The organism is Cryobacterium sp. TMT4-31 (genome assembly GCF_004403385.1).
GTDB lineage: Bacteria > Actinomycetota > Actinomycetes > Actinomycetales > Microbacteriaceae > Cryobacterium > Cryobacterium zongtaii.
The window spans coordinates 1-24,318 of sequence record NZ_SOGI01000051.1 but is presented as its reverse complement, the minus strand read 5'-3'; the positions used below and the strand labels follow the sequence as shown (position 1 = coordinate 24,318).

The window sequence follows — 24,318 nt, the reverse complement described above, 5'->3', positions numbered from 1 at the left end:
CCCCGCGCGCTGCAGCGGATGCCGACGCCGCTGCCGCCGGCCGTCGCGCGCCCGCCGGCGCCCGCGGCCAGCGTTTCGAGCCCGTGCATTTCGTCGACGAGGCCCCCGTCGTCCAGCCCAGCCCGTGGACCCCGCGGCCGCTGCCCAAGCCCCTGCACCTGTCGCCGGGCTCGATCGCCCAGGCCGCGATGGCGTCGGTGGATGCCGCCGCCCAACTGCGCCAGGCCGCCGCCGAAGCCGAACTGCAGCGTCGCGCGCTGGCCATGGCCGAGGCCATCGCCCCGTCCGAGGTCACCCCGATCACCCGCCCGGTGGTAGCCCGTGGCGGCGCCCCCGCCGCCAAGACCGCCCCGCAGGCGGCGCCGAGCCGGTTCGCCAAGATGGGCATCATCGGTGACACCGAACCCGGCATGACCGACCTTGACGCGGTGCTCCGCCGCCGCCGCGCCGTCGGCTGACGGTTCGAAGGCGCCGCACTCGCGTGATATTGTAAATACGCAGTCTGGGGCTATGGCGCAGTTGGTAGCGCGTCTCGTTCGCAATGAGAAGGTCAGGAGTTCGAATCTCCTTAGCTCCACCACTGAATAGATGCTGGTCAGGCCGGGTTTTAATCCCCGGACTGGCCAGTATTTTTTTGTGCCAGATTAGAACTCGTCCCCGAATCGTCCCCGAGCGCTCGGTTCATCTTGGCAATTGCAGCAATATCGGCGTCGGTTCCCATGTAGTGGGCGTAGGTGTCCACCGTCAACGTCACAGAGGCGTGGCCGAGCCAGGTCTGAACCGTTTTCGGATCAATTCCGTTCGATAGCCATGCGGTCGCGGCGGTGTGGCGCAGGTCATGGATTCGGCGTCCAAGGCAGTGCTCTCCCCACGCCACTTTGCGTCCCCAGTTCTTGGCCCCGATTCGATTCCCTGCGGGGTTGGCAAATACCAGGTCGTCAGGAGCGCGGCCGTCCATCCAGGCACGGAGAACGGGAACAAGCTCCGCAACGAGTGGCACGGTGCGTGCGGATCCACCTTTGGTTGTCGAGCGAATCACCTGTCCGTCTGGCGCTGATCGGCTGACGCGAACAGCGGGGTAGGGGACGTCCTGCACATCCCGACATCTGAGGGCCATGAGCTCGCCCCAGCGCAGCCCGGTGAGGCCAAGGACTAGCGCAAGTTCGGCCCAGCGATCGCCTTTGATGGCGAGGGCGTTCACCACGCTCCTGAATTCCTTCAGGCTGAACGGGTGGATCTCATCGACGACGTCCTCGCCCGTGCCTCCCGGAAGGTGGGCCTGGGTGACGGGATTCTCGCGGAGGATGCGCTCACGTACCGTCCAGGCGAAGAAGGAGGAGAGGGTTCCCCTGAACCGAGCGAATCTCTGGCGACCTGGGCTGCTGGTTGCCCAGCCTCTATTAGGTGCTTCGCGCTGCGAATCTGACTTTCAGTGAAACGCTGTGAACGCCCGCCGAGGTCTCTGCCCGCCGCCCGTCGTTTTGAAACAGAATCATTGATGCGTTCCTTCTTGATGTCTAGCTCCATCTGAGCGAGCGCGGCCATAACCGTGAAAAGCATGCTGCCCGTGGGCGTGCTGGTGTCAACGTGCTGCCCGCCAAGGCTCAAGACTCGGAGTGCCACTCCGCGCTGGCGCAGGTCCTCAATGAGCGAGACCATATTCACGGTTGAGCGCCCCAGGCGATCCAAGGTAGAGACGACCAGGTGATCTCCCGGTTGCAAGGCAAGTATGGCTCGGGTGAACTCGGGGCGAATGGCCATGGCGCCGCCTGCCCCATGATCCACGTAGAGGTCATCAGGGCGAACACCTGCTGCCAACAAATCCGCGACCTGGCGCTCCGTGTCCTGGTGTTTAGTGGACACTCGCGCGTATCCAATCAGTTTGCTTTTCACACGCGCTCCAGGTGTCTCGTAACCGACTTCGACTACTTCGATTTTACTTCGCGGTTACAAGACATAGTTACGAGACACAACTGCTAAGACTGAAGGGGTCTTTGCAGTGGGAGCGCGAGACGTCTCGTAACCCTTGGGATACGAGACGCAGGAAGTCGCCTGTTGACGTGACTAGTGCCACGTGACTTGTCGCGCATCTGGACACCCGTAGTGTTTCGAGACAGCGACGTGGCCACGCACGCTGTCTTGAGCCGCTCAACGAAGCCCAGTCACCTCCAAGAACGAGTCGGCGACAGCAGGTTCGACCACGGGAGTGGAGAGGTGCCCAAAGATGACAGCGAAAAGCAAGTTGAGCTCTTGGGTGACTCCGTCTGCATCCGCCCCGTGACGTGCTCGGAATTGGTCAAGGGTCTTTGTGGCCTCTCGGAATCTACCTGCGGCCAGAACCTTGTCTGGTCCGAGAGATGGCACACCGTAGTAAGACTCAAGGGCTCCGCGTTCGAGAATATGTGCCCCGGAGGCGTGCAACTGCACATTGAGTTTTCGTTTTTCGACCGCGATGTCGCCTGTGCTGTTCGACAACACCGTTAAACGCTCTCGGCCACGCGACAGGTCGAATAGTTGACCCAGGAGTCCTTCGAGAGTCTGGAGGTCTCCCCGCTCTGGGAATTCGTCAAGCTCGTCGAAGGCATTCTGCGCCTCGACCCATAGCTCGCGGGCGCTGGCCTTACGCTTGAAACTATCCACCGCTTTGCCGGACAGAGGTGCTGGTTCGGATGCCAGCAGGCATTCGACATCCTCAAGGATTCTCTGTCGCATCACGGCGGCTTGGTGATCTTTCGAGACTTTGGTAAATCCGTCGAGTAGGACGTCCAAGTCGCCAATGGCGAATACCGGCACTTCAAAACGGCCGAAGAAATCTCGATAGCGCTGAATGCTGGATTTGCCACCCGTACGGACGAAGACCACTCCATGGTCCACGTGATTCCAGTCTTTATTCAGGAGTTGCGCAAGATGGGGAAGCACGACGGCGTCGCTGTCACCTTCAACCAGCACGATCGCGCGCGCAAACAACGCAGCTTCGTTGTTCTCGTGACAGATGAGTTGAAGCGCGTCTTTTTCGGACATGTTCGACCGTAGGTCCAAATCCACCACTTCAACTCCCGCAGGGGACTTTCGTAAACGAGCGAAAGTTGCTGTGGTGCTGGAGTTCAAGAAAACTGGAGAATGGGTCGTAACGAGCACCGGATGGTCGGTGGAAAATCTGACCAAGGTGTCGAACAGCTGGCGCTGAGCGCGAGGGTGCAGATATAGCTCCGGTTCCTCAAACAGGAGCAAATAGCTTGCGCGCGCGGCCGTGCTCTCATCAACTTCGCGGAGCCCACTGTCTTTCAACGCGGTGTAGGCCCTCAAGATCGCAAAGGCCACTGTGCGCTTCAGCCCGTCTCCCTTGCTGGCTATAGAGCCACGGTGGCCGTCGTCAATGTCGATCTCAGCACTTCCCAGGATCGAACGCAGCTCAGGTGCTGGAACTCTAACTTCGAGACCGACACCGGGAAAGCTTTCGCGCACAAAGCCTTGAATCGTGCTTTCAATGAGCTTGACCTCATCGAGTCTGGCGTCGATCGTCTCTCCGCTATCGTCCAGGTGCCGACTCAGCCGTTTATGAATGGATCGAAAGGATTTTTCGATGTCCTGGAACTCGTCGGAGACCGCATCGAGCAGGATTTTGAGCAGCTTCCCGAAGGTAGCCGTTTCTGAAGTCTTGGTTTCAGCGGTCGCGTCCTTGACGGCTTCGATATAAATGACTTCCGGCAACATCGGCCTGAGCGCGGCATCGATACCTGTCTTAAGCGGAACGACCCGTCGTTCCAGTTCTTCCGCGGGCAACTGGGTTATGAGGTCGGCTAGCTTGGCGCGGGCATCGACCATCGTGGCCTTCTCAGGGAGGAGCGCATTCATTTCAGGAAGGTGCTGAATAATCGCGGCACGCAGGGCAGGGTTCTTTTTCCCGATCATGACAGCGTTAAGGGCATCTTCTGACCATCGCTGGTCGCGCGGTGCCTGAGCAAACGTCCGCAAGACGACTTTCTCACCTGGCGTAGCAATGCGAACGAGAGTGAGGGAACCTTCGACCAGCATCGCGGCGACTCGTGAGCGTTGTTCGTCGTCAGCTATACGGGCGAGGTCTGATTCTGTCACCACGTCGAATTGAACTTCTACGCTCAAGGGCTTGGACGGATCGTAGAAATCCGAGGCATCGAGCTTCCCGGGCGGAGAACCCTTCAAGGCGAAGTGGAGGGCGTGCAGCACCGATGACTTGCCAGCGTTGTTTTCTCCGATGAGGCACCCGAATGACGAGAGCGTTAGCTCCGTAGAGACGTGTGCACGGAAGTTCTTGATTTTGACGCTCGAAAGCCTCATAGCTTTTCCCCCATTGATCTTGGACTGAGACTAGCCGAGCACCTTCTTGGGTGGCTCCCCCCAAGAGGCCCGACGCCTCCTCGGCGACGCCCGCTGACGAGAATTGCAGTGCGCGGGCTGCACCTTGTTTGTCCGAGTGCCTCGTATCCTGTGTGCCTCATAACCCATGCGTTAAGAGACGGCAGAACCTCGATATCGTCAGGAACCTGACCTGTGCCCGATCTAATCAGGCAAGTGGAGTCGTGTAATTGGGAACTTCCGATGGGACGAATCTCGCGTCATTCGGGTGGTGGTAGAGGAATGCAGTCGCGGTCTCAGCAGTCGAACGGTTGAAATGCTTCTCAACGTTGACAGTGCCGGGTTCCATTCGATCGAAGTGGCCTAGCTCCGCCCGTAACCGCCCGTCGATGCTCGAGACGAGGTTTTTGTCTCTCATTCGCAATCCGAGCTTCCGGCTGATCGGAAAAAGTACTTCCGTCGCCACGTCGAAAGGTGCGCCGGACCAGCGTTCGGGGTCGAAATCGGCGGGTTTGATTGAGCTGACGGGCGAATCCGATGTGATGAGTGAGCGTGTGGTGAATCGGACCAAGTCCCACGGGCGATTCACCAACTGAGGTATCCATTCCTCGGCAAGGGTGGCTATCTGGCGCGCGTGAATCTCAGTGGCTGTCATCGCGGATCCGTCCGTGTGGGTGCCAGTTGTGCCGGCTGTCATCAATGCCCTGCGATACCGAGGGCCCCTGAGAAGCTGGACACCGATGAAGAACGACAGCTTGCGCCGGTCGTGAAAGCGTAGCGGCCATTCCCCGCCGAGAATTTGCCTGAAGATCGTTGCGGTTTCGGTTTCGACCGAGCTGAACGCACTCTCGAGGGCGAGTGGACCGTTGTGATAGTCGTCGGCAAGCCGATAGAAGTGGTTCTGACTCGCTGCCCTTTCAACGACGGGCGAAAAACGTCTTCCGTTGTAGATGTGGATACCCGTTAGCTGCTCTGCCAAAGCGAATCCTCGTAGATAGAACTGCGGGACAACGTGGTGGCGTTTTGGGTAGCTTGTCATCGCTGCGTCCTTGTTTTGGCCTTCTGAATTTGTGCCTGGTGGCTCTGTCCATTGGCGAAGTGCAGAGACACCTGTCGCCACAGGCGCCATCGCCTTCATTAGATTAATCGCCGCTCAGAAACTCTCGCGCCAGCACTGCCGCACGAGAGAGCGTCGGGTTTTCGGCGACAGCACGAACTAGACGATCTTCGGGAACTTCAAGCTCGAAGAGCAAGTTCAAGATGACTACTGCTGCGGTCACTTCCACAACCGCGTGGAGTTTGGCGATGTCGTGATCGGAGGACCCGACGTGCGCGATCGCATTGCGCGCGTCCTTTGCTGCCCTTGCCCACATTTCGGGGCTCGCGACCAGCGCCTCGCCAGGTGCTCCGATCCGGCCTGCCAATTCGATGAGTCGCTGCTTCAAAGTCGGGACATTCGAGTGTTCCGTCAGACGATCTGCCAGCCAGGCTTTTCTCTCCTGTGGCACCGTCGCGAGCAGTGATCTACGGAGCTCCCTGAACTCTTGTACGGGAATCGGGGGCTCGGGATTAAGTGCTCTGTGCATCGCTTCAGCTGCACCAACCGCCGTGACCACGCGGGTTTCGATATAACCTCCAGTGACGTATTGCAGACCCAAAATCATGCTCCGCGCAGAGGCAAAGGTGTCCCGCACGCTGAGCCATTGAGGGACTAGATCGGTGAAGGCTCGGTCATCCAGCGTGAGTAGGAGGGTTCGAGACTCCTCCGCCTTCATATCCGGCTGGGCCGGCACCAATTGTGGCTGGTAGACCTCTACTTCGTGTGGCTGATCGCGCTGCGGATGGTCCTCGGGGAACTTCTCGGGAGTCGGCGGTAGGAATACGCGCAAAGTGATTAGGCCGCACGCACTCAGGGTTGAGAGTGAGATCAGGTCCGCGATGCTTGCTGCAAGTTCGGTCCAATAGCTGAGTGGCTTCGGGTCGGCGCAGGAGAATTCAATCGAGGCATGTTCTTTGACTCTCGCGGTCCTACCCGCTCTGCTTTCCTCGGCGTACGGCAGCCACCCCAGGAGATGAAGCTTGACGATCAGGGTGCCCATCTCGGCCACCAGAGGAGCCTGACGTGTCAGCTCTATCTGTCCGCTAGATTGACCAGCTTCGGGCTCGAACTGGAATTTCATTGCGATGCTTGATCGGCTGGACCACTTGGTCATATTCTCCACAGCGGCGATACCCGCCACGAAAACTGGCTTCTCTGGATCATCAACGTGGCAGCCGACGAGAGCCGTGCCAGCACCGAGCTCCAGGTTGTCCGGTACTCCGAGCGTGCGCGCCAAGCTGAACGTCTTCGCGCTTGCGACCTGGACGTCGAGGAGGGTCACGTACTTGCCGTCACCGATACCGAACACCGCCGGCCAACGCTGAAGCTTGCCCGTTAGTAATGTCGACCCATCCTCACCAGGCGTTGTTATGGCGTAGTCCCAGCCGCCAATTAGTCGCAGTCGTAGTCCTTCTTGGGGGACGTAGGTGAGAATGCCCGAAACCTTGTCCTCGGGATTGTTCGGCAGCCACCACTGGCCGGTCCAGGTGCGGGGCTCATTGAGCAGCGGTTCATTCATCCCCCAATCATGCTGCTAACAAATCGCTCTTCGTCGAGCGGTTAGCTTGAAGCGCAGACGGATCTCTTCGTGTCGCTCGCTTTCGGCGGCTCTCGGCACGAGTCCGGCGGTCCTCTGCGAGGGTGTGCACGGCATCGGTTCGTATCAGAGTCACGACAAAGGATAATTCAAGTTGGCACAACCTAAACAGCCGATCTGGGGGGACCAAATGTACGCGAAACTTCTAACTGTCATCGGGGAAGAAGCCCTGCCGCTATTCCTGGTGACAACTCCTGCCTCAGGCACCATGTTGTCCGAGCTGGCACAATTTGGGTGGGGTCGATATGGGGATTTTGTAGAACCCTCCGGAGCTCTGCGCCCCAGTATCGAAGCCATGGAGATCATCTCCAATGATCATCTCGTTCTCCGGGAGGTTGACGGGAACCCTATTGCCCCGGATGGATGGTGGGAGGCTGTATCTAAGCTTGATGACCGCTGCTATGTCGTGGTGGCGGAAAGCGGTTCAATCGATCTCCATGACAAGCAGAATCGCCTCCAGCAGCTGATGGATCTGAAGGGGTCGCCTCGGGCCGCCGCTGCGGTACTCCCAGTGGAGAGCTAGGCAAGTGGTCAGGCGGCTTCTAGGAGTGGTCTTTCCCGCGATCGAGAGTGTCAAACTCGAGCCGGATATCCGGCTGCGCCGTTCGTACGGCATGTGGGCGCTGTGAGGAAAACGCTGGCCCACTACTATCCGCCGACACCCGCAGAGTTCGAAGAGCTGTGGAAGAACGGCGCGATTGTCGTCGACACGAACGTTCTCTTGGACCTGTACCGATACTCGGAAGCCTCAAGAAACGAATTCGCCGCGGTTCTCAGATTGCTGTCAGAGCGTCTCTGGATTCCCCATCAAGTCGCTCTCGAATTCCATAAGAACCGATTGCAGGTAATTGATGAGCAGCTTTCGGCCTTCGACGCGCTGGTCAAGAAACTGGAGAGCGCACGGGGCAGTCTCGAAGCAGAGATGAATGCTTACAGCAAGAACGAGTCCATGGACATCCCCGCCCTGGTCACTCGCCACAAGGAAATGTCGGCTGAGTTGATCGGTATGGTGACCGCTGCAAAAAGTGCACATCCCCGCGTACCGAGCAATATCGACGAAGATGCGACGGCCACGATGGTCACCGAACTGTTTGAAGACCGAGTAGGCGAACCGTTCGATGAGACCGTCATGAAACAGGTTTACGAGGAAGGAGCGAGACGGTATCCGGCGAAAGTGCCTCCCGGATACAAAGATTCGGACAAACCGGAGCCGGACAGATACGGCGACCTCGTGCTGTGGAAACAAATGCTTAAGTTCGCTTCTGACACGAAACAGGACCTGATCTTCATCACGGGGGATTTGAAGGAGGACTGGTGGCGCCGTGAGAGAGGCAAAACTATCGGGGCCCGGCCAGAACTTGTTCGAGAATTCAGGAAGGACGCTGGCGGTCAAGTCCACTTCTATGATCCAAAGCAATTCCTGCAGCGTGCGCACGATTACCTCGATGCAAAAATCAGCCAGTCGACTTACGACGAGTTGGACAACCTGTCGGTTCAGTCGGAGGCGAACCGCCAACACGACATTGTTGACGCCCAACTTGAGGCTGAGCGAGTGCGGGCGCAGATCCGGCAAGCGACGGTGAGGCTTAGTCTTCTCGACTCGCCGCGTATGGGGGCGGTGGCCAGCGCCACACGTATCGCAAGTATCGAGGAACAGCTCCGCATCATGGAAAAATCCAAGAAGAGGTATGAAGAGGCGTATCGAGCATCGGATGATGCAAGCAAGCAGGCTGAGCTTACTGAGGCTCTTGTTTCAATCCAGGAGAAAATCGACGAACTGTTTAATGCATACATAGATGAGCAGGAGACCCAGTCCTCAATCTCGAACAAGCCGCTAGAGCGAAAGCGCCTTCTTAGCGAGCTCGCGGAACTCAACCGAGTGCATGAGACGTGGCTTTCACGGCTGTCTGCGAACAAAATCGAAGACATTCTTAGCCGCCGCTCTTCTCCTGATCGCCATTGAATTAATCGTCCCCGAATCGTCCCCGTAGACGGGAAAGCGACGGCGGACGCAGGTTATTGAGGTAGTTTGAAGCAACACGTGAAAGCACTGAAATTCGGTCTTTTCGGGGTTCTGCCTGGTTCGCCAGAGCCTCACTGGCGCTCTCAAAGTGATCAATCTCGTTCGCAATGAGAAGGTCAGGAGTTCGAATCTCCTTAGCTCCACCACTGAAACAGAAGGACCGCGGCCCCCGGGCTGCGGTCCTTCTGTGTTGGTGTCAGCATCCGCGGCAGTGTGCCGCGCCGTTAGAATTGGGCACTGCCGGGACCGGCCGAGCCGCAGCGGCCCGGCGGTTCCTGTGTCTGAGACGACCGGAGACGACCATGACAGCCCAGCAGGACCAGCCGGCAACAGTGCCGCCCGCGGCCGTCGTCGAGGGTGTCTTCGAACTCGCCAGGGACGGTCGCACCGGCCCGCTGGGCGAGATGCTCGACGCCGGCGTGCCGCTGGACCTCGTCAACGGTCGCGGCGACAGCCTGCTGATTGTTGCCGCATACGGGCAGCACCGCGAGACCGTCCAGGAGCTGCTGCGCCGCGGTGCCGACACCGCCATCGTGAACGGCATGGGTCAGACGGCCCTGGCCTGCGCCGTGTTCCGGAACAACGAGCCGATCCTCGTCGACCTGCTCACAGCCGGCGCCGATCCGGATCTCGGCAGCCATTCGGGCATCCAGATCGCCGACCAGTTCGCACTGCCGCGGATGCGCGCGGTCATCGAAGCGCACACCGGCGCCTGACTCGGCCACCACGCTCCCGCAACTCAACGCGCCCCTCGCCCGGGGAGGCGCCGCCGCCGCTGTCGGTCGTCGTTGCTACCGTGACGGTCAACGACACGAGAGCGGAAGCCGGGCAACGGGATGAATGAGGAAGCGACACCGGCGGGAACCACCGTGCGGTTCCACTGCGGGCACGGCGCGGATGCGGCCGAGGCGCGCGTCACCCTGCAGCGGCAGTGCCCGCTGTGCATGCTGCTCGCGGAGACCCGGCGCTCCCGGGACCAGCTGCTGCACCGGGTGGCCCCGAACGGACGGGCCGCCCTGGCGCGGGAAACCCGCATCGGGGCAAGCTACGAGTGGATCTGCAGCCGCGGGCACTCCCGGTACCAGGCCAGCGTGCGGGAGACCCTGACCGGCCCTGGCTGCCCCAAGTGCGCCCGGAATGCGCGGGCCCCGGCAGCCCGGTACGAGGGCGGCGTGCCGTTCATGAAGCCCGGGCTGAAGACGCGCACGTCGCAGGCGGAACAGAAGCTGCGGATGCTGCTGGGTGAGCGCATCGCTCTGCCGCACCGGGTGAACGCGATTCGGATCAACCGCACCTTCTACGGCAAGCCGGAGGTGTGGCCGGACATCATCATCCCCGCCGTCAAGGTCGCGATCGAGTACGACTCACCCGGCCGCGACAAGACCGCGCACCGCGGCCTCAAAGTGGTCTCCGACCGGGAGAAGGACGCGGCTCTGGAGGAGGTGGGCTGGGCGGTGATCCGAGTGCGTGCCGACGGCCTGGAGTCGCTCGGCCCGCACAGCATCGTCACGGTGGGGGTGACAGCGGCACTCGTCGACGAGATCCTCGTGATGCTCGCCCTGATCCGTGGCGAGGCCGCGGTGGCTGCGCTGCAGAACCAGGGACCGGGAGGCTAGCACGAGCCGGTCTGGGTCGCCCAGTACGTGTTCAGTGCCTTCAGGAGACGGATGGTCTCCGGCGTCTCATCGGACCTCGTCTGCTCGAAACGATCCGACCCGGCAGCGGCTGTCACCGTGAAGAGCTCGGGCTGATCGAAGACCTCGATCGGGGTACTCGAGGTCTTCCAGAGGCCACCGGCAATGACCGCGTCCACGATCTGCCGCCCGGCTTCCTCGTCGTAGTTCACGGGTCCGAACCCCAGGATACCGCCGCTCCCAGCACTGAACGAGATTTTGTCGTCTTCGGCTCGCGTGGCGTTGGCGGCGAACATCGCTTCCGCTGTACTGATCTGAGCGTCCACCGTGCCGTCACCGTTGAGGTACACGGATGTCCAGTCGTGGCCGACCCGGATCTCCTCGATGAAACCGGGTCGGGGTTCGGCATCGATCGTTGCCACTATCGAGCGGAACAGCGCGGGGTCGGAGACGCCGACCAGGATGACGTTGTCCGCCACCGAGTAGGAGGCCACGCCGGCCCTGGCGTCGAATAGGGCGAACAGCGGATCCAGCTGAGGGGTGTCGGCGGTGACGGAGTATGGCAAGCCGTCCTCGGTCTCGACGCTGAACTCGATCGCGGAGTACCGGGGATCGGAGGCCAGCTGCTGGATCCGGGCGACCATCGCGTCCATGCTCGTGTCGTCGGTGACCAGCACCTGCAGTTTCGTGCACAGTCCCAGTCGGATCGAGGTGATAAAGGGATCCGGCAGGAGCCTGTCGAATTCGGCGAGCAGCGCAGCCGAGTTGTCGCACTGCTCTGATCCCTCGTCGATCATGAAATAGGACGTGTCAGCGTCATCCCCGGCATCGGCGCGGAGGGTGAGCGGACGATCCGGGGTGCCCGCGTACTCCTCGAACAGCGTCGTGACGTCGGCCTTCGATCCGTACAGGGTGGCGAACGACCGATTGACGTAGGTGGTGGACACCCGGTCGTCATCGAATGCGGTCAGGGCCAGGTCCACCAGCTGGGACGTCTGGCGGAATCGCGGATGGTCCCCTCGACCTCCGGATCACACATCGCGGAGCATCCGGTCAGGGAGATGTCCGAGGACTCGACGATCTGGCTTTTGCTGAGCCATCTCTCGGCAGCGTTTCCCTGGATGGAGCATCCGGTGAGGCCAACGGCTGCCAGCGCCACCAGGGCGACCATGGTTGTGAGTGTGGTGCGATTTCGAGTGCGGATGGAGTCCCCTTGATCATGCGCGCGAGTCAACGGTATCGCCAGCGATCGCAGTCCGCTGACACCCTTATGGGAAGTCAACCGAGTGGTTAGAGTGGCCGGAGAAGAGGCTCACGGTCGAGCGGGGGCGGCACGTGGGCACCCGGATCAAAGGAGCCCATTCGTGCTGCACACCGACATACCCACCCGAGACGACGTCGACACCCTCGCAACGGTGCGCAAACATCCGTGCGTCTCGATCTACCTCAGCACCAGCCCGCTGCCCCAGGAGTCCGAAAAGGCCAGGATGGAGCTGAAAAACCGGCTGACGGAGGCCGTGCAACAGCTGCGCGATGCCGGCACCGACAAGGGACCCATCGAGGAACTGCAGGAAACCCTCGACGACCTCATCCAGGACTCGGATTTCTGGCGGTCACTGTCGTACAGCCTGGCGATCTTCGCCACCCCGGACAGCGTGCGGACCTTCCGGCTGCCAAACCGGCTCGGCGGGGCGCTGGAGGTCTCGGACCGGTTCTACCTCAAGCCGCTGCTACGCGCGGTCACGTTCCCGCAGGCCGCTTTTGTGCTCGCCCTCGCGCAGAACTCCGTGCGGTTGCTGGAGATCAGCGCGGAAAGCCCGGTCTACGCGGTTTCGGTGCCCGGGCTGCCCAGCGATGTCGCCGACGCGGTCGGCTTGCCCTCGATCAACGGCCGCACCCAGGACAGCCACATCATGGGCGGCCGCATCCAGGGCGCCGAAGGGCAGAAGGTGCGGATGCGCCAATACGCGCGGGCGATCGACCGGGCGCTGCGGCCGGTGCTCAGCGGCGTGGACCTGCCATTGATCCTCGCCGCCGCCGAACCCCTGGCCGGCATCTACCGCTCGGTGAACAGCTACCCCAACCTCACCGAGGCGATCATCCCCGGCAACCCCGAAGAGACCCCGGACGAGGAGCTGGGGCGGGCGGCGCGCGGCATCCTGGACGAGCTCTACGCGGCGGAGCTGGACGGACTCAAGGACCGCATGGCCCGCCGGGCCGCGCACGGCCGGGCCGTCACCGACCTCAGCGACGTGGCGCGAGCCGCTACCTACGGCGCGGTCGACACTCTGTTCGTGGACATCGACCAGAGCGTGCCGGGGCTGGTCGACGAGGAAACCGGGGCGGTCACCCTGAGCGCGGAGGACGACGCCATCACCTACGGTGTCGTCGACGAGATCCTGCGGCGGGCGCTGCTGTCGGGGGCGGAGATCTTCGCGGTGCGGGCTGATGACATGCCCGGCGGCGGTGCTGTCGCCGCGGGGGTGCGTTTCATGGTCTGACGCACACGAAACCGGTGCCGCCTGCAGGCAGGCGACACCGGTGAGGTTCGTGCGCCGGGCGCGTTGCGCCCGGCCGGAGACGAATTAGCGCTTGCGGGCTTTTTCGGTCTCAGCGGACTTGAGCTGCTTGTCGGCGCGCTTTTCCTTCAGGGACTTGCCGGCGACCTTCTTGGTCGCATCCTTCTTGGGTGATTTGTCAGCCATGTGTACTCCTTCGACCTGAACCTGGGCGGCACGGATGATCTGACCCTACGCGGGTTCGGCACAAAGGGCATCTTGAGACGAGGGCGTGCCTGAACGCCGCCCCCGACGCGGCCCGATTGGGGGCCCCTGCGGGGCCTGTGCCTTTGGAGGGCGTCGACGTAGGCTGTCTGCGATGAGGCTCCTCGTCGCTGGGACGAGAAGTCGTACGGAGAGCCGGGAGATCATGAGCGCACAGGAAACGTACAAAGCAGTGCTATTCGGTCCGAACGTGATCGGGTCCGGCACCGAGATTGAACTGCATTTCGCCAACGGGGAATACCAGGACGTGGTGGTGCTCGAAGCCGTCGAAAACGGCCAGACAATCACCCGCACCTACCGCAAGGGCCGGGAGACCGAGGAACCCATCCCGTACCGATTCGTCGACGAAGACGTGTCTGATGAGACCGCGGTGGGGGATGTGCCCAACTAGCCGGTCGGACCTGCACACCGGGGGCAGCGCGGGAAGCGCTGCCGCCGGTGTGCACGGCTAGATGCGGGCGCCCGGCTTGGAGCTGCGGCTCAGCCGCACGGGCAGTGCCATCAGCGGACCCACGAAACGACGTTGCAGGCTGCGGCCGGGGCCCCACACGTACTGCACGATCAGCTGAGCCAGGATGGCGCTGGCCGCCAGGGCGACCGCGATCGCACCGGCGGTGAGCAGGTTGAGCAGCCCGTTGATATCGCCGTCGGCCATCTGCAGCAGCCCGCGGAACAACGCCAGGCCAGGCACCAGGGGAACCAGGGCGCAGACGACGATCACCAGGGGAGGGGTGCGCACGAGGCGTGCCCCGACGGCCGCCAGGAGCCCGGCACCCATCGCCGCCGCGCCGGAGGACCAGACCAGGCCGAACCCGGCATTGCTGGCGGCCAGGTAAACCGCCTCGGCCACGGCGCCGAGCAGGCAGACGACCCAGAACGCCCGCCACGGCACCTGGGTACCCAGGGCGAAGCCCGCCACGATGACCACCGCGGCGACCAACTGGATTGCCACGACACCCAGGGAGGCGGGCACATCCGCGCTGATCCCCAGGTCGAGGCCGAACCGGGCCAGGACCAGCGAGGAGCCGGCCACACCGGCGACCAGACCACCGGTGATGAGGAGGGCCTCGATGAGCCGCGCCGTGCCGGTGAGGTAGAACCCCGACAGGGTGTCGTGCACCGCGCCGAAGGTGGTCACCCCGGCCAGGAGCATGATGATGGTGGCGACCACGACGAGGGACGGACTGGCGCCGGGATCGATCAGGGGCACGATTGCGGCGAAGATCGGACCGATGGCCCCGCCGACGACGGTTTGGTAGAACAACGGCACCCGCCGTTTGTCGAGCGCGGTGGTGAGGAAGTCGATCACGAATCCGGCGACGAACGCGGCAATGATCACGACCGGGCTGCCACCGAAGAGCGCGGCGGCGCCGGCGCCGACGAGGCTCCAGCCGATCCGACGGTACAGCAGCGTCACCTGCGGCTTCGACGAGACGATCGTGGCCAGGCGTTTGCGGGCCTCCGGAACATCCGTGGGCTCTTCGATCAGGTCGGCGATGAGCTCCGACGTGGCGGTGAGCTTGGCGTAGTTGAGGGTGCGGTACTTGACGTCCCGGCTGCGGGAGATGGATTCGTGGGTGGACTGGTCTTCGTGGGTGAGCGTGATGATCGTGTGGGTGATGTTCGCCTCGGTGCCGCGCAGCCCGTAGGCGCGAGTCAGCGCGAGCATGGCCGCCGTGGCGTCTTCCGCTCCGGCGCCGGACGCGAAGATCACCTCGGCCAGCCGCATGGTGAGGTCAAGCACCGACCGGGTGTACGCGGCGATGTCGATGACCGGGACCGCGACGGTGGAGGTGCTCGGCGCATCCTCGTAGGCGCGCACGGCGGCGATGCCCGTGGCATCGGCGCGCAGGATCGGGATGCTGGTGGTGACCGGGCGCGGGGTGGTGGGGTGCGGCGCCCGGTAGGGCTGCTTGGGGATGGGTGCGGTCGTCGCGGCGACGGGCACCGGTTTGGTGTTCGTGGGGAGAGAGGAGGGGGGCACGGCAGTCAACTGGACAACTTCAACACTTCGAGGATCGGTGATGCGGGGAGGGAATGTGCGCGGCTGCTCAGTCATCGAGCGGGCCGAGCCAGGCGGTGGCGACGGTGGCGTGGGCGGAATCAGCGGTCGAGGGGTGGAACAGCCCGGCCAGCACGTCGCGGTACAGCCGGCCGAGTTCGTCGCCGGTGAAGTAGCTGGCGCCGCCGTTCACCCGCAGCATCAGGTCCACGACCTCCTTGGCGCTCTCCACACTGCGGTGCTTGAGGCCGGCGAGCCTGGCGAACCAGAACGGGCCGTGGTCGACGAGGGTGTCGACGTCGCGGGCCAGCGTCTGAATCTGGGGGTATACGGCATCCAGCAGCAGGGCCGCCTCGGCGATACGGCGACGGATGTCCGGATCCTGCGCGAGAGGTCGACTGTTGTTCTTGGCCGAGCGGCGCCGTTTCACTGCCGCAACCCCGAGTTCCAGCGCCCGCTGGGCGATGCCGGTGTACACGCTCGAGAGCAGAATCTCGAAGGTGGCGAAGATACCGAAAATCAGCGGGTCGTTGACCGGTCCGGGCGGGAGGGTGCGCACCACCCGGTCGGCAGGGGCGGAAGCCCCGTCCAGCAGGGTGGTCTGGCTCTGGCTGCCGCGCATGCCGAGGGTGTCCCAGTCGTCCTTCCGGGTGATGCCGGGGTCGGCGCGGTCGAGGAACGCCCACACGATCAGCGGCCGGGCCGGATCGGAGCTGTCCAGGCCCATGGTGCCCAGCTGGGTCCAGACCGGGGAGAGGGAGGTGAAGATTTTGGTGCCGGTGAACCTGTAGCCACCGCCTTGCTGCGGTGCGGCAGCCGTCGACGAGCCGAACAGCACCAGGTCGTTGCCGGGTTCGCTGACCCCGAAGCCGAAGATCGCGCCCTGCGCGGCCTCGATGAGGACGAACTCGAGGGCGGTGTCGCCCCTGTCGTGCATGGCCTTGGCGACACCGGTCCAGACCAGGTGCATGTTCACCGCGAGGGCGGTGGCCGGGGCGTGCGCGGCCAGCCGGGACTGCTCGGCAGCCAGCTGCGGCAGGGTGAGGCCCAGGCCGCCGAAGCGGGTGGGCACCAGGGCACGCAGGTAGCCGGCGGCGGCGAGTTCGGCGACGTCGTCGAACGGGAAGGTGTTGGCGGCGTCGTGCGCTGCGGCACGGGAGCGGATGCGGCCGAGTAGGGCGTCGTCGAGCACCGCGCCGGAGGCGGGGGAGGTCGGTGCGGGGCGGGAAGATTCGGTCACACCTGCAAGCCTACGTAGCCTTTTCCTTTCGCGTGGCCAGACGCACGATGAGAAAGACGATCCCGCCGGCCACCGCCAGGATGGCGAGCCAGGGCAGGGCGAATCCGACGCCGACGAGGAGGGCGCCGAGCGCCGTCACCAGGGTGTTCCAGCCGGCCACGACGCCGGTCCAGAAATTATCGGGGGCGCCGGGGGCGACGGTGCCGGTGGAGTACAGCTCGAGGCCGATGGTGGAGTACTCGATCTGGTCGGTGAGGTAGTCGCGCTGGGACTGCATGCCCTCCAGCTCGGCCTGGCGGGATGAGAGTTCGCTCTCGATGGCGATCAGGTCGGTGGTGGTCGTCGCCTGCGACATGAGGGCCAGCAGCCTGTCGACGGAGGTGCGCAGCGCCGTGATCCGGGCGTCCAGATCCTGGCTCTGTTGAGTGACGTCGGAGGAATTCAGGGACACGTAGTTCACGGTGCCGAGGGCCCGGAGCGCGTCGAGGGTGCGGTCGAGGTCGCCGACGGGGATGCGCAGCGACAGGTTCGCGCTGGCGGACTGGTTCTCCGTTTCGGGGGTTTCGGTGCGGCTGTCGACGCGGCCGCCGGCCTCTTCGACAATCATCGCGGCGTTCTCGGCCGACCGGATCGGGTCGGCCACGGTGAGTGACACCGATCCCGTCGTGATCACCGAGCGATCGGCGGTGGTGGCCTCGCCCGCGGCATCCTCCACGACATCCCCTGCGACGACCTCGCCCGGCGCGGGCAGTTGGCCGGGCACGGTGCCGGAATCCATCGACTCGGAGCGGTAGCCGGAGTCGCTGGCACTCTGCGAACCGAGGGAGGTGCAGCCGGTCAGGAGCAGCCCGATGATGGCCAGGCCGCCGGTCACGCCGACCCATGTTCTCAGGCGGCGGGGCCGCCGTGCCTGGACGCCCTGCGCCACACCCTGGGTCTTCGTGCTGTTGCTCATGGGCCAACTGTAGGGTCGGGCCGTATCCGCTATCTGGATGGTTTCTGGGAGTCGGATCACAATCGAGTCTCGACCTTGGGCCGCGTCGTACGCTCGAAGTGGCGCCGATTTCTGCGGCGCCGTTGTACGAAAAGACTGTTCAGTTCTCGCTCTAGGAGGAACCATGGGATTCGCAGACGCCGCCAAAGACGCCCTCGCGGCCACCGGCCAGAAGATCGGACGCGCGGCGGAAGACACCAAGGAGCGCGTCTCAGACAAGCTCGACGAAGCCAAGGCCGACGCCGAGGTGAAGAAGGCCGAGGCCGAGGTCAAGCACGCCGAGGCCGAGCGGGACTCCACCAAGGCCAAGAACGACTACAAGGAAGGCCTGCGCTAGCCGCGGCCGCCGGGGGCGGCGCCGTGGCCGCGGGCCGCGGACGCTGGGCGGCGCTGACGGATGCACTCCGTCGGCGCCGCGCTCCGCACCTGTTCATCCAGACGGACACCGGCAGCGGACCCGTCGTGATCCTGGTGCACGGCATCGCGTCCACCGCGGTGACCTTCCGCAAAGTCGTGCCGATGCTGGCCCCCGGGCACCGGGTCATCGCCGTGGACATCCTCGGCCACGGCGCCTCGCCGGCGCCCCCGGACTGCGAGTACACCCTCGACGACCATGTCGCGGCGCTCGCCGAGACCATCCGGGCGCTGAACCTGCGGGAGCCCTTCGTGCTGGTCGGGCATTCGCTCGGCAGCTTGATCGCCACCCGGTACGCCGCCGAGCACCGCTGGTACACCCGACCAGGCCTGCGGGTCTCCCGCCTGGTGCTCGTCGGGCCGCCGATTTATCTCTCGCCCGCCGACATCGGCGACCCGTGGGTGCGCGCCAGGGTCACCGCGTACCTCCGGGCCTACGAGTTCCTGCGGTCGAACAAGGACTTCACCCTCGCCAACGCGGCGGTGCTCGGCCGGCTGCTGCCCAAGGGCATCCTGGAACTCACCGAGGACACCTGGACCCCGTTCGTGAAGTCGCTGGAGCACTGCATCGAATCGCAGACCATGGTGAGCGACATCGCCGGCCTGCGCATCCCCGTCGACCTGATCTACGGAGCGCTGGACGCCTTCGTGGCGCCGGGCAGCCTGCGGGTGGTGGAGCGGATGCGGCACGTCACCACCCACCGCGTGGAGGCCAACGATCACATCGTGCGCCGCCGCATCGCGAAGGTGCTGGTGAGGGTGATCGACGGTTTCGGTGCACCCGCGGCGGAACCGGCAGCAACCAGAGTGACGCGCTGACCTGCGGCCTCCCGGCAACGCCGAAGCGCGTGGTTAGGCTTGACATATGGATACACGAACACTGGGCAGAACCGGCCGTACCGTCTCCGTCATCGGACTGGGCACCTGGCAGCTGGGTGCCGACTGGGGCGACGTCACCGAGGCCGACGCCACCGCCGTGCTCGCCGCCTCCGTTGAGGCCGGCGTCACCTTCTTCGACACCGCGGACGTCTATGGCGACGGGCGGAGCGAGCAGATCATCGGGCACTTCCTCGAGCACGGCGCCCCCGGCGTTGACATCACCGTGGCCACCAAGATGGGCCGTCGGGCCGAGCAGCTGCCGGAGAACTACGTGCTCGCGAACTTCCGCGAGTGGACCGAGCGGTCCCGCCGAAACCTCGGCACCGAGACCCTCGACCTGGTGCAGCTGCACTGCCCGCCGAGCGCGGTCGTCGAATCCGGCGAGGTTTTCGACGCACTGGACACCCTCGTCGACGAGGGCGTGATCGCCAACTACGGCGTGAGCGTGGAAACCTGCGAGCAGGCGCTCGCAGCCATCGCCCGGCCCGGCATCGCCACCGTGCAGATCATCCTCAACGCGTTCAGGCTCAAGCCTCTCGACGAGGTTGTGCCGGCCGCCCGCGCCGCCGGGGTGGGCATCATCGCCCGGGTGCCGCTGGCCAGCGGGCTGCTCACCGGCAAGTACACCCGGGAGACCACCTTCGCCGAGAACGACCACCGCAATTACAACCGCGACGGCAGCGCATTCGACGTGGGCGAGACCTTCTCCGGCGTCGACTACGAGACCGGCCTGATCGCCGCGACCGAGTTCGCCGCGCTGGTGCCGGAGGGCCTCACGCCCGCTCAGGCCGCGCTGGCCTGGGTGGCGCAGATCGACGGGGTGTCCTCGGTGATCCCCGGTGCCCGGTCGGTGTCGCAGGCGCAGGGCAACGCGGCCGCCGGCGCGGTGCCGCAGCTGCCCGACGAGTTCATGGTCGGCGTGCAGTCGATCTACGACCGCCTCCTGCGCGAGTCCATCCACGAGCGCTGGTAGGTCCCGTCCGCGAACTATGAGCTAAGCACCTTCCCACGCGCTGGGAGGGTGCTTTTCTCACAGTTCGCGGGCTTAGCCGAGGTCGTCGGGGTCTTTCCCGGTGCGTTCGCCCGCGTCCAGGGCCGCGATGGCGGCGTGGTCGGCGGCATCCAGGGTGAAATCGAAGACGTCGAGGTTCTCGCGGATGCGCGACGGGGTCACCGATTTGGGGATCACCACGTCGCCGAGGTCGAGGTGCCAGCGCAGCACCACCTGCGCGGCGGACTTGCCGTGCCGGGCGCCGATGGCGTCGAGGGTGTTGTTGCCGATCGCGCGACCGCGGGCCAACGGCGACCAGTCCTCGGTGAGGATGCCGTGCGCGGCGTTGTACGCGCGTACCTCGGTCTGCTGCAGCCACGGATGCAGCTCCACCTGATTGACGGCCGGCACGATGTCGGTCTCGGCCAACAACCGGTCCAGGTGGTGGGTGTGGAAGTTCGACACCCCGATCGAGCGGGCGCGACCGTCGGCCTTGATCGTCTCCAGGGCGCGGTAGGCGTCGACGTAGCGGTCCTGCCGCGGCGCCGGCCAATGGATCAGGTACAGGTCGACGTAGTCCAGGCCGAGCTTGGCCAGGCTCTCATCGAACGCGCGCAGCGTCTCGTCGTAGCCGTGCCGGTCGTTCCAGACCTTGGTGGTGACGAAGACCTCGGCGCGGGGGAGGGCGGCGCGGGCCAGTCCCTCGCCGACGCCGCGTTCGTTCTCGTACAACGCCGCGGTGTCGACGTGCCGGTATCCCGCTTCCAACGCGATCTGCACGGTGCCCGCCGCCAGGGCATCCGGGATCTTGTAGACCCCGAGCCCGAGTTGGGGGATGGTGTGGCCGTCGTTCATCAGAAGCGTGTGGTCCATGCCTTTCATTAAACCCCGTGGCCCGCCCGGCCCGCCCCTCGCGAATTGTGAGCTGAGCCTCGAAAGTCTCGGAAACGTGGTGCTGACTCACGGCTCGCGGGCTGGCGGGGCCTAGTCTCGGGAGATGGAACCCGCACTGCACGGTAGGACGGCGCTCGTGACCGGGGTGTCGCGGCGCAAGGGCATCGGCTACGCGGTGGCGGTGCGGCTGGCCGAGCTGGGCGCCAGCGTCTTCGTGCAACACTTCGCTCCGCACGACGACGCGCAGCCCTGGGGCGGTGACGACCTCGACGCGGTGCGGGCCGGTATCCGTTCGGCGCTGACCGAGGGCGCCGTGTTCGGTGACGTGAGCGCCGACCTGGCCGAGCCGGATGCCGCGACGCTGGTCATGGGCGCGGCCGTCGGCCTCACCGGGCGGGTCGACATCCTCGTGGCCAACCACGCCCGCAGCGGCGGCGACGGCTCCATCTTCGATATGACCGCCACGATGCTCGATGGGCACTGGCAGGTCAACGCTCGCTCCACGTTGCTGCTCACCCGTGCCTTCGCCGAGCAGTTCGGCCTCACGGCCCGCCCGGGTGCGGCCGGCTCGGATGCGGCCGGCCCGGTCGGTGCGGCTCAGACGCCGCGGCGTCCCGGCGAACGCGGCGATCCGGCCGCCGCCGCCATCGACGAGTTCGCCACGGGGCGGGTGATCTGGCTGACCTCCGGTCAGATCCACGGGCCGATGCCGGGCGAGGTCGCGTACGCGGCCAGCAAGGCGGTTCTGGCCGGGCTCACTCCCACCGTGGCCAGCGAGCTGCTGGTCCGCGGCATCCTGCTCAACACCGTCAATCCCGGTCCGGTGAACACCGGCTATCTCGATCCGGAGACCACCGACCGGCCGCTGGACGGCATGCTCGAGTACCTGCGCACCCTCCCGTTCGGCCGTTTCGGCGAGCCCACCGATCCCGCCCGCCTGATCGCGTGGTTGTGCACCACGGAGGCCCGCTGGCTGGTCGGCCAGGTTCTCACCAGCGACGGCGGTTTCAGCCTCGCGAACTGAGAGAAAAGCCCCAGGAACTCGAGTCCTTAGGGGCTCAAATCACAGTTCGCGAGGGAGGGAGAGGGAGGTCAGGAGACCTGGATGCTGATCGGCTCGGTGTCGGGGATCGGGCTCGCGTCGCGTCCGCGCAGGTCGGGGTGCCAGCGGCGGCCGAGCGCGGGGATGATCGTACCCAGCGCCGCGAACCCGGCGGCCACGTAGATGGCCGCAGCCGCCCCGGAGTGGTCGATCGCGAACCCGGCCAGGGCCGAGCCGAGTGCCGCGCCGATGAGCTGGCCGGTGCCGATCCAGCCGTACGCCTCGGCGGTGTCGCTGAACTTCACGCTCGCCGAGACGATGCCGAACAGCACCGCGAACGCGGGCGCGATGCCGATGCCGGCCAGGACGAGGGCCCCGGAGAGCCACCAGAAGTTCATCCACAGGCTGGCCAGGGCCAGGCCGCAGGTGACGATGAGCATCCGCGATGCCAGCGCCCACGGCCCGATCGGCAGGTGGCCCAGGGCGAGACCGCCGATGAGCGACCCGATCGCGAAGATGCCGAGCACCCAGCCGGCGTTGGCGCTGCCGTGGCCGAAGACGGCCACCACCCCCGCCTCCAGGGCGGAGCAGGCCGCGAGGAGCATGAAGCCGACGATGGTGCTCAGCAGCACCGCCGGCTTCTTGAGCACAACGCCGAGCTTGCGCCGGCTGCGGGGGATGCGCACCCGTCCGACCTCGGGCAGGACCACGAACCAGATGCCCCCGGCCACGAGGAAGAACGCGGCCAGCAGGATGCCCGCTGTGCTGCTGACCTGGATGGACACGAAGGTGGCGATGACGGGGCCGAGCACCCAGATGATCTCCTGCGCGGAAGCATCCAGGGAGAACAGCGGCGTGAGCTGGCGGGAGTTGACCACCTTGGGGTAAATGGTGCGCACGGCGGGCTGGATGGGTGGCATCGACAGCCCGGCGATGAAGCCGACGATCATCAGCCCCACCACGGGCAGTGGCACCAGGGCCATCGTGACGATCGCGGCGGTGCAGATCACCATGGTGGTGATCAGGACCGGGCGCATGCCCAGGCGGCCCATCAGCCGGGACGTGAGCGGGCCGGCGATGCCCTGGCCGATGCTCATGGCGGCCAGAACCAGGCCGGCGGCGGCGTAGGAGTCGAAGAGTTTTTCGATGTGGATGAGGAACGCCAGCGAGAGCATCCCGAACGGGAATCGGGCGGTGAGCTGGGCTGCGATGAGTCGGGCCACGCCGGGGGTTTTCAGAAGGGTCCAGTAGCTGCTCACAACCGTCTAGTCTATGGCCGAGGCGAGCTTCCCAGCGCAGCGGGGGTTATCCGCCCGGCTAACGTGAACGGGTGCACACATTGATTTCGGCGGCCGATCTGGCCGCGTTCCTCGTCGTCGGCCCGGCTCCACGTATCCTCGACGTGCGGTGGAAGCTCGGCGGCCCTCCAGGCCGTGCCGAGTTCCGCCGTGGGCACCTGCCCGGCGCCGTGTATGTGGACCTGGACTCCGAATTGGCGGGACACGGCGAGCCGGCCGACGGCCGGCATCCGCTGCCCGCACCGGCCGACCTGCAGGCCGCCGCGCGCGGCTGGGGTCTGAATGACGGCGACACCGTCGTGGTGTACGACGACCTGGGCAACATGTCGGCCGCCCGCGCCTGGTGGCTGCTGCGCCACGCCGGGGTGCGTGACGTGCGTCTGCTCGACGGCGGCCTGGCCGCCTGGCGCGCCGCCGGGCTACCGGTGGTGGCGGGGGAGGAGCCGGTGCCGGCCGGTTCGGTGACACTGACCCTCGGCGCCCTGCCTGTGCTCGACGCCGATGCCGCGGCCGCGCTCGCGCAGGACGGCGTGCTGCTGGACGCACGGGCCGCCGAACGCTACCGGGGCGACATCGAACCGATCGACCCGCGCGCCGGCCACATCCCGGGCGCGGTGAGCGCTCCGACGGGCGGCAACCTGGATGCTGAGGGGCGGTTCCTGCCGGCGGCGGAGCTGCGGGCCCGGTTCGAGGCGCTCGGGGTGCCCGGCCGGGAGGCTGGCGGTGGACCGGAGACGCCCGGCTACGACGTGGGCGTGTACTGCGGCTCCGGCGTGACGGCCGCGCACCAGGCGGTGGCGCTCACCCTCGCCGGGTTCACTCCGGCGCTCTACCCCGGCTCCTGGTCGCAGTGGTCGAACCTGCCCGGCCGGCCGGTTGCGACCGGGGACGCGCCCGGCGGGACATCCGCCCGCGGGTAGATCCCTCTCGCCGGTTCGGCAGCGTCGCGGCCCGGTTTGGTCCTGGCGGCCCGCAGTACCTCCGGCGGCACGTGTTACACCGCGTGCCGCCGGGGCTGGCGCGTGCCGCGAGGGCTGGCGCGTGCCGCGAGGGCTGGCGCGTGCCGCGAGGGCTGGCGCGTGCCGCGAGGGCT

Annotated in this window: 22 protein-coding genes, 1 tRNA gene and 2 pseudogenes; 13 read left to right on the top strand and 12 right to left on the bottom strand. The window is 65.2% G+C overall.

The annotated features are described in order from the left end of the window. Window positions 1-458 (top strand): annotated as a pseudogene (locus tag E3T19_RS19030) (hypothetical protein); the annotation flags it as partial. 46 nt (window positions 459-504) lie between these two features. Continuing rightward, window positions 505-580, top strand: a tRNA-Ala gene (locus E3T19_RS11800). A 27-nt stretch (window positions 581-607) separates the two neighbouring features. Here the strand turns inward: E3T19_RS11800 and E3T19_RS11795 are convergent. From E3T19_RS11795 to E3T19_RS11775, 5 genes and pseudogenes are all read right to left on the bottom strand, one after another. Beyond that, window positions 608-1,204, bottom strand: a complete 597-nt coding sequence (locus E3T19_RS11795) for a site-specific integrase (protein ID WP_134408898.1) — start codon at window positions 1,202-1,204, stop codon at window positions 608-610. Window positions 1,205-1,362: 158 nt separating this feature from the next. After that, window positions 1,363-1,893, bottom strand: a pseudogene (locus E3T19_RS11790) (recombinase family protein); the annotation flags it as partial. Window positions 1,894-2,148: 255 nt separating this feature from the next. Beyond that, on the bottom strand, window positions 2,149-4,317 hold the full coding sequence (locus tag E3T19_RS11785) for an AAA family ATPase (protein WP_134408896.1): 2,169 nt from the start codon (window positions 4,315-4,317) through the stop codon (window positions 2,149-2,151). Between the two features lie 226 nt (window positions 4,318-4,543). Then, window positions 4,544-5,374 carry a DUF4238 domain-containing protein gene (locus tag E3T19_RS11780; protein ID WP_166788865.1) on the bottom strand — a complete coding sequence of 277 codons (831 nt, stop codon included), beginning with the start codon at window positions 5,372-5,374 and terminating at the stop codon, window positions 4,544-4,546. 103 nt (window positions 5,375-5,477) lie between these two features. Then, window positions 5,478-6,953, bottom strand: coding sequence for a HEPN domain-containing protein (locus tag E3T19_RS11775; protein ID WP_134408894.1), 1,476 nt, complete (start codon window positions 6,951-6,953; stop codon window positions 5,478-5,480). Between the two features lie 373 nt (window positions 6,954-7,326). Between E3T19_RS11775 and E3T19_RS11770 the strand changes: the two genes are divergently transcribed. The 4 genes from E3T19_RS11770 (at window position 7,327) to E3T19_RS19025 (ending at window position 10,670) form a co-directional block, all read left to right on the top strand. Further along, the gene (locus E3T19_RS11770) at window positions 7,327-7,554 is read left to right on the top strand and encodes a hypothetical protein (protein WP_134408893.1); all 228 of its coding nucleotides are present in this window, start codon (window positions 7,327-7,329) and stop codon (window positions 7,552-7,554) included. A 102-nt stretch (window positions 7,555-7,656) separates the two neighbouring features. Further along, entirely contained in the window at window positions 7,657-8,994 is a 1,338-nt protein-coding gene (locus E3T19_RS11765; RefSeq protein WP_134408892.1) for a PIN domain-containing protein, read from the top strand. Window positions 8,995-9,356: 362 nt separating this feature from the next. After that, complete coding sequence (locus tag E3T19_RS11755) at window positions 9,357-9,770, top strand: ankyrin repeat domain-containing protein (RefSeq protein WP_103478576.1); 414 nt, start codon at window positions 9,357-9,359, stop codon at window positions 9,768-9,770. A gap of 120 nt (window positions 9,771-9,890) precedes the next feature. After that, the gene (locus E3T19_RS19025; protein WP_166788864.1) at window positions 9,891-10,670 is read left to right on the top strand and encodes a hypothetical protein; all 780 of its coding nucleotides are present in this window, start codon (window positions 9,891-9,893) and stop codon (window positions 10,668-10,670) included. Here the strand turns inward: E3T19_RS19025 and E3T19_RS11740 are convergent. Together E3T19_RS11740 and E3T19_RS11735 are read right to left on the bottom strand one after the other, a co-directional pair. Beyond that, on the bottom strand, window positions 10,667-11,671 hold the full coding sequence (locus tag E3T19_RS11740; RefSeq protein WP_134408890.1) for a hypothetical protein: 1,005 nt from the start codon (window positions 11,669-11,671) through the stop codon (window positions 10,667-10,669). The genes E3T19_RS19025 and E3T19_RS11740 overlap by 4 nt on opposite strands. Then, the gene (locus E3T19_RS11735; RefSeq protein ID WP_134408889.1) at window positions 11,656-11,859 is read right to left on the bottom strand and encodes a hypothetical protein; all 204 of its coding nucleotides are present in this window, start codon (window positions 11,857-11,859) and stop codon (window positions 11,656-11,658) included. The genes E3T19_RS11740 and E3T19_RS11735 overlap by 16 nt, the downstream gene beginning before the upstream one ends. A gap of 193 nt (window positions 11,860-12,052) precedes the next feature. On the opposite strand from E3T19_RS11735, the gene E3T19_RS11730 reads away from it, so the two are divergent. Together E3T19_RS11730 and E3T19_RS11725 are read left to right on the top strand one after the other, a co-directional pair. Then, window positions 12,053-13,189: a hypothetical protein gene (locus E3T19_RS11730; protein WP_103461831.1), complete on the top strand. Its 1,137-nt coding sequence runs from the start codon at window positions 12,053-12,055 to the stop codon at window positions 13,187-13,189. 427 nt (window positions 13,190-13,616) lie between these two features. Beyond that, window positions 13,617-13,862, top strand: a complete 246-nt coding sequence (locus tag E3T19_RS11725; RefSeq protein WP_088456990.1) for a hypothetical protein — start codon at window positions 13,617-13,619, stop codon at window positions 13,860-13,862. Between the two features lie 57 nt (window positions 13,863-13,919). Here E3T19_RS11725 and E3T19_RS11720 read toward each other — a convergent pair whose 3' ends face one another. The 3 genes from E3T19_RS11720 to E3T19_RS11710 all read right to left on the bottom strand — a co-directional run bounded on the left by E3T19_RS11720 (window position 13,920) and on the right by E3T19_RS11710 (window position 17,668). Next, window positions 13,920-15,455, bottom strand: a complete 1,536-nt coding sequence (locus E3T19_RS11720) for a threonine/serine exporter ThrE family protein (RefSeq protein ID WP_166788863.1) — start codon at window positions 15,453-15,455, stop codon at window positions 13,920-13,922. Window positions 15,456-15,522: 67 nt separating this feature from the next. Beyond that, a complete protein-coding gene (locus E3T19_RS11715) occupies window positions 15,523-16,713 on the bottom strand; it encodes an acyl-CoA dehydrogenase family protein (protein ID WP_134408888.1) in 1,191 nt (396 codons plus the stop codon). A 10-nt stretch (window positions 16,714-16,723) separates the two neighbouring features. Continuing rightward, entirely contained in the window at window positions 16,724-17,668 is a 945-nt protein-coding gene (locus E3T19_RS11710; RefSeq protein ID WP_166788862.1) for a DUF4349 domain-containing protein, read from the bottom strand. 163 nt (window positions 17,669-17,831) lie between these two features. Here E3T19_RS11710 and E3T19_RS11705 point away from each other — a divergent pair, with 163 nt between their 5' ends. From E3T19_RS11705 to E3T19_RS11695, 3 genes are read left to right on the top strand one after another with little or no spacing between them, the layout of a single operon-like run. Further along, a complete protein-coding gene (locus E3T19_RS11705) occupies window positions 17,832-18,044 on the top strand; it encodes a hypothetical protein (protein WP_134408886.1) in 213 nt (70 codons plus the stop codon). A gap of 23 nt (window positions 18,045-18,067) precedes the next feature. After that, window positions 18,068-18,940 (top strand): alpha/beta fold hydrolase, encoded by an 873-nt coding sequence (locus E3T19_RS11700; protein WP_198418788.1) that lies wholly within the window; start codon window positions 18,068-18,070, stop codon window positions 18,938-18,940. A 46-nt stretch (window positions 18,941-18,986) separates the two neighbouring features. Beyond that, window positions 18,987-19,973 carry an aldo/keto reductase gene (locus E3T19_RS11695; RefSeq protein WP_134408885.1) on the top strand — a complete coding sequence of 329 codons (987 nt, stop codon included), beginning with the start codon at window positions 18,987-18,989 and terminating at the stop codon, window positions 19,971-19,973. Window positions 19,974-20,045: 72 nt separating this feature from the next. On the opposite strand, the gene E3T19_RS11690 is transcribed toward E3T19_RS11695, so the two are convergent. Next, the gene (locus E3T19_RS11690; protein WP_174776716.1) at window positions 20,046-20,864 is read right to left on the bottom strand and encodes an aldo/keto reductase; all 819 of its coding nucleotides are present in this window, start codon (window positions 20,862-20,864) and stop codon (window positions 20,046-20,048) included. Window positions 20,865-20,988: 124 nt separating this feature from the next. Here E3T19_RS11690 and E3T19_RS11685 point away from each other — a divergent pair, with 124 nt between their 5' ends. Then, window positions 20,989-21,909, top strand: a complete 921-nt coding sequence (locus tag E3T19_RS11685) for an SDR family oxidoreductase (RefSeq protein ID WP_134408884.1) — start codon at window positions 20,989-20,991, stop codon at window positions 21,907-21,909. A gap of 68 nt (window positions 21,910-21,977) precedes the next feature. Here the strand turns inward: E3T19_RS11685 and E3T19_RS11680 are convergent, their stop codons facing one another. Beyond that, complete coding sequence (locus E3T19_RS11680) at window positions 21,978-23,186, bottom strand: MFS transporter (protein WP_088456982.1); 1,209 nt, start codon at window positions 23,184-23,186, stop codon at window positions 21,978-21,980. 71 nt (window positions 23,187-23,257) lie between these two features. On the opposite strand from E3T19_RS11680, the gene E3T19_RS11675 reads away from it, so the two are divergent. Then, window positions 23,258-24,145, top strand: coding sequence for a sulfurtransferase (locus E3T19_RS11675; RefSeq protein ID WP_088456981.1), 888 nt, complete (start codon window positions 23,258-23,260; stop codon window positions 24,143-24,145). Window positions 24,146-24,318: the final 173 nt, after the last annotated feature.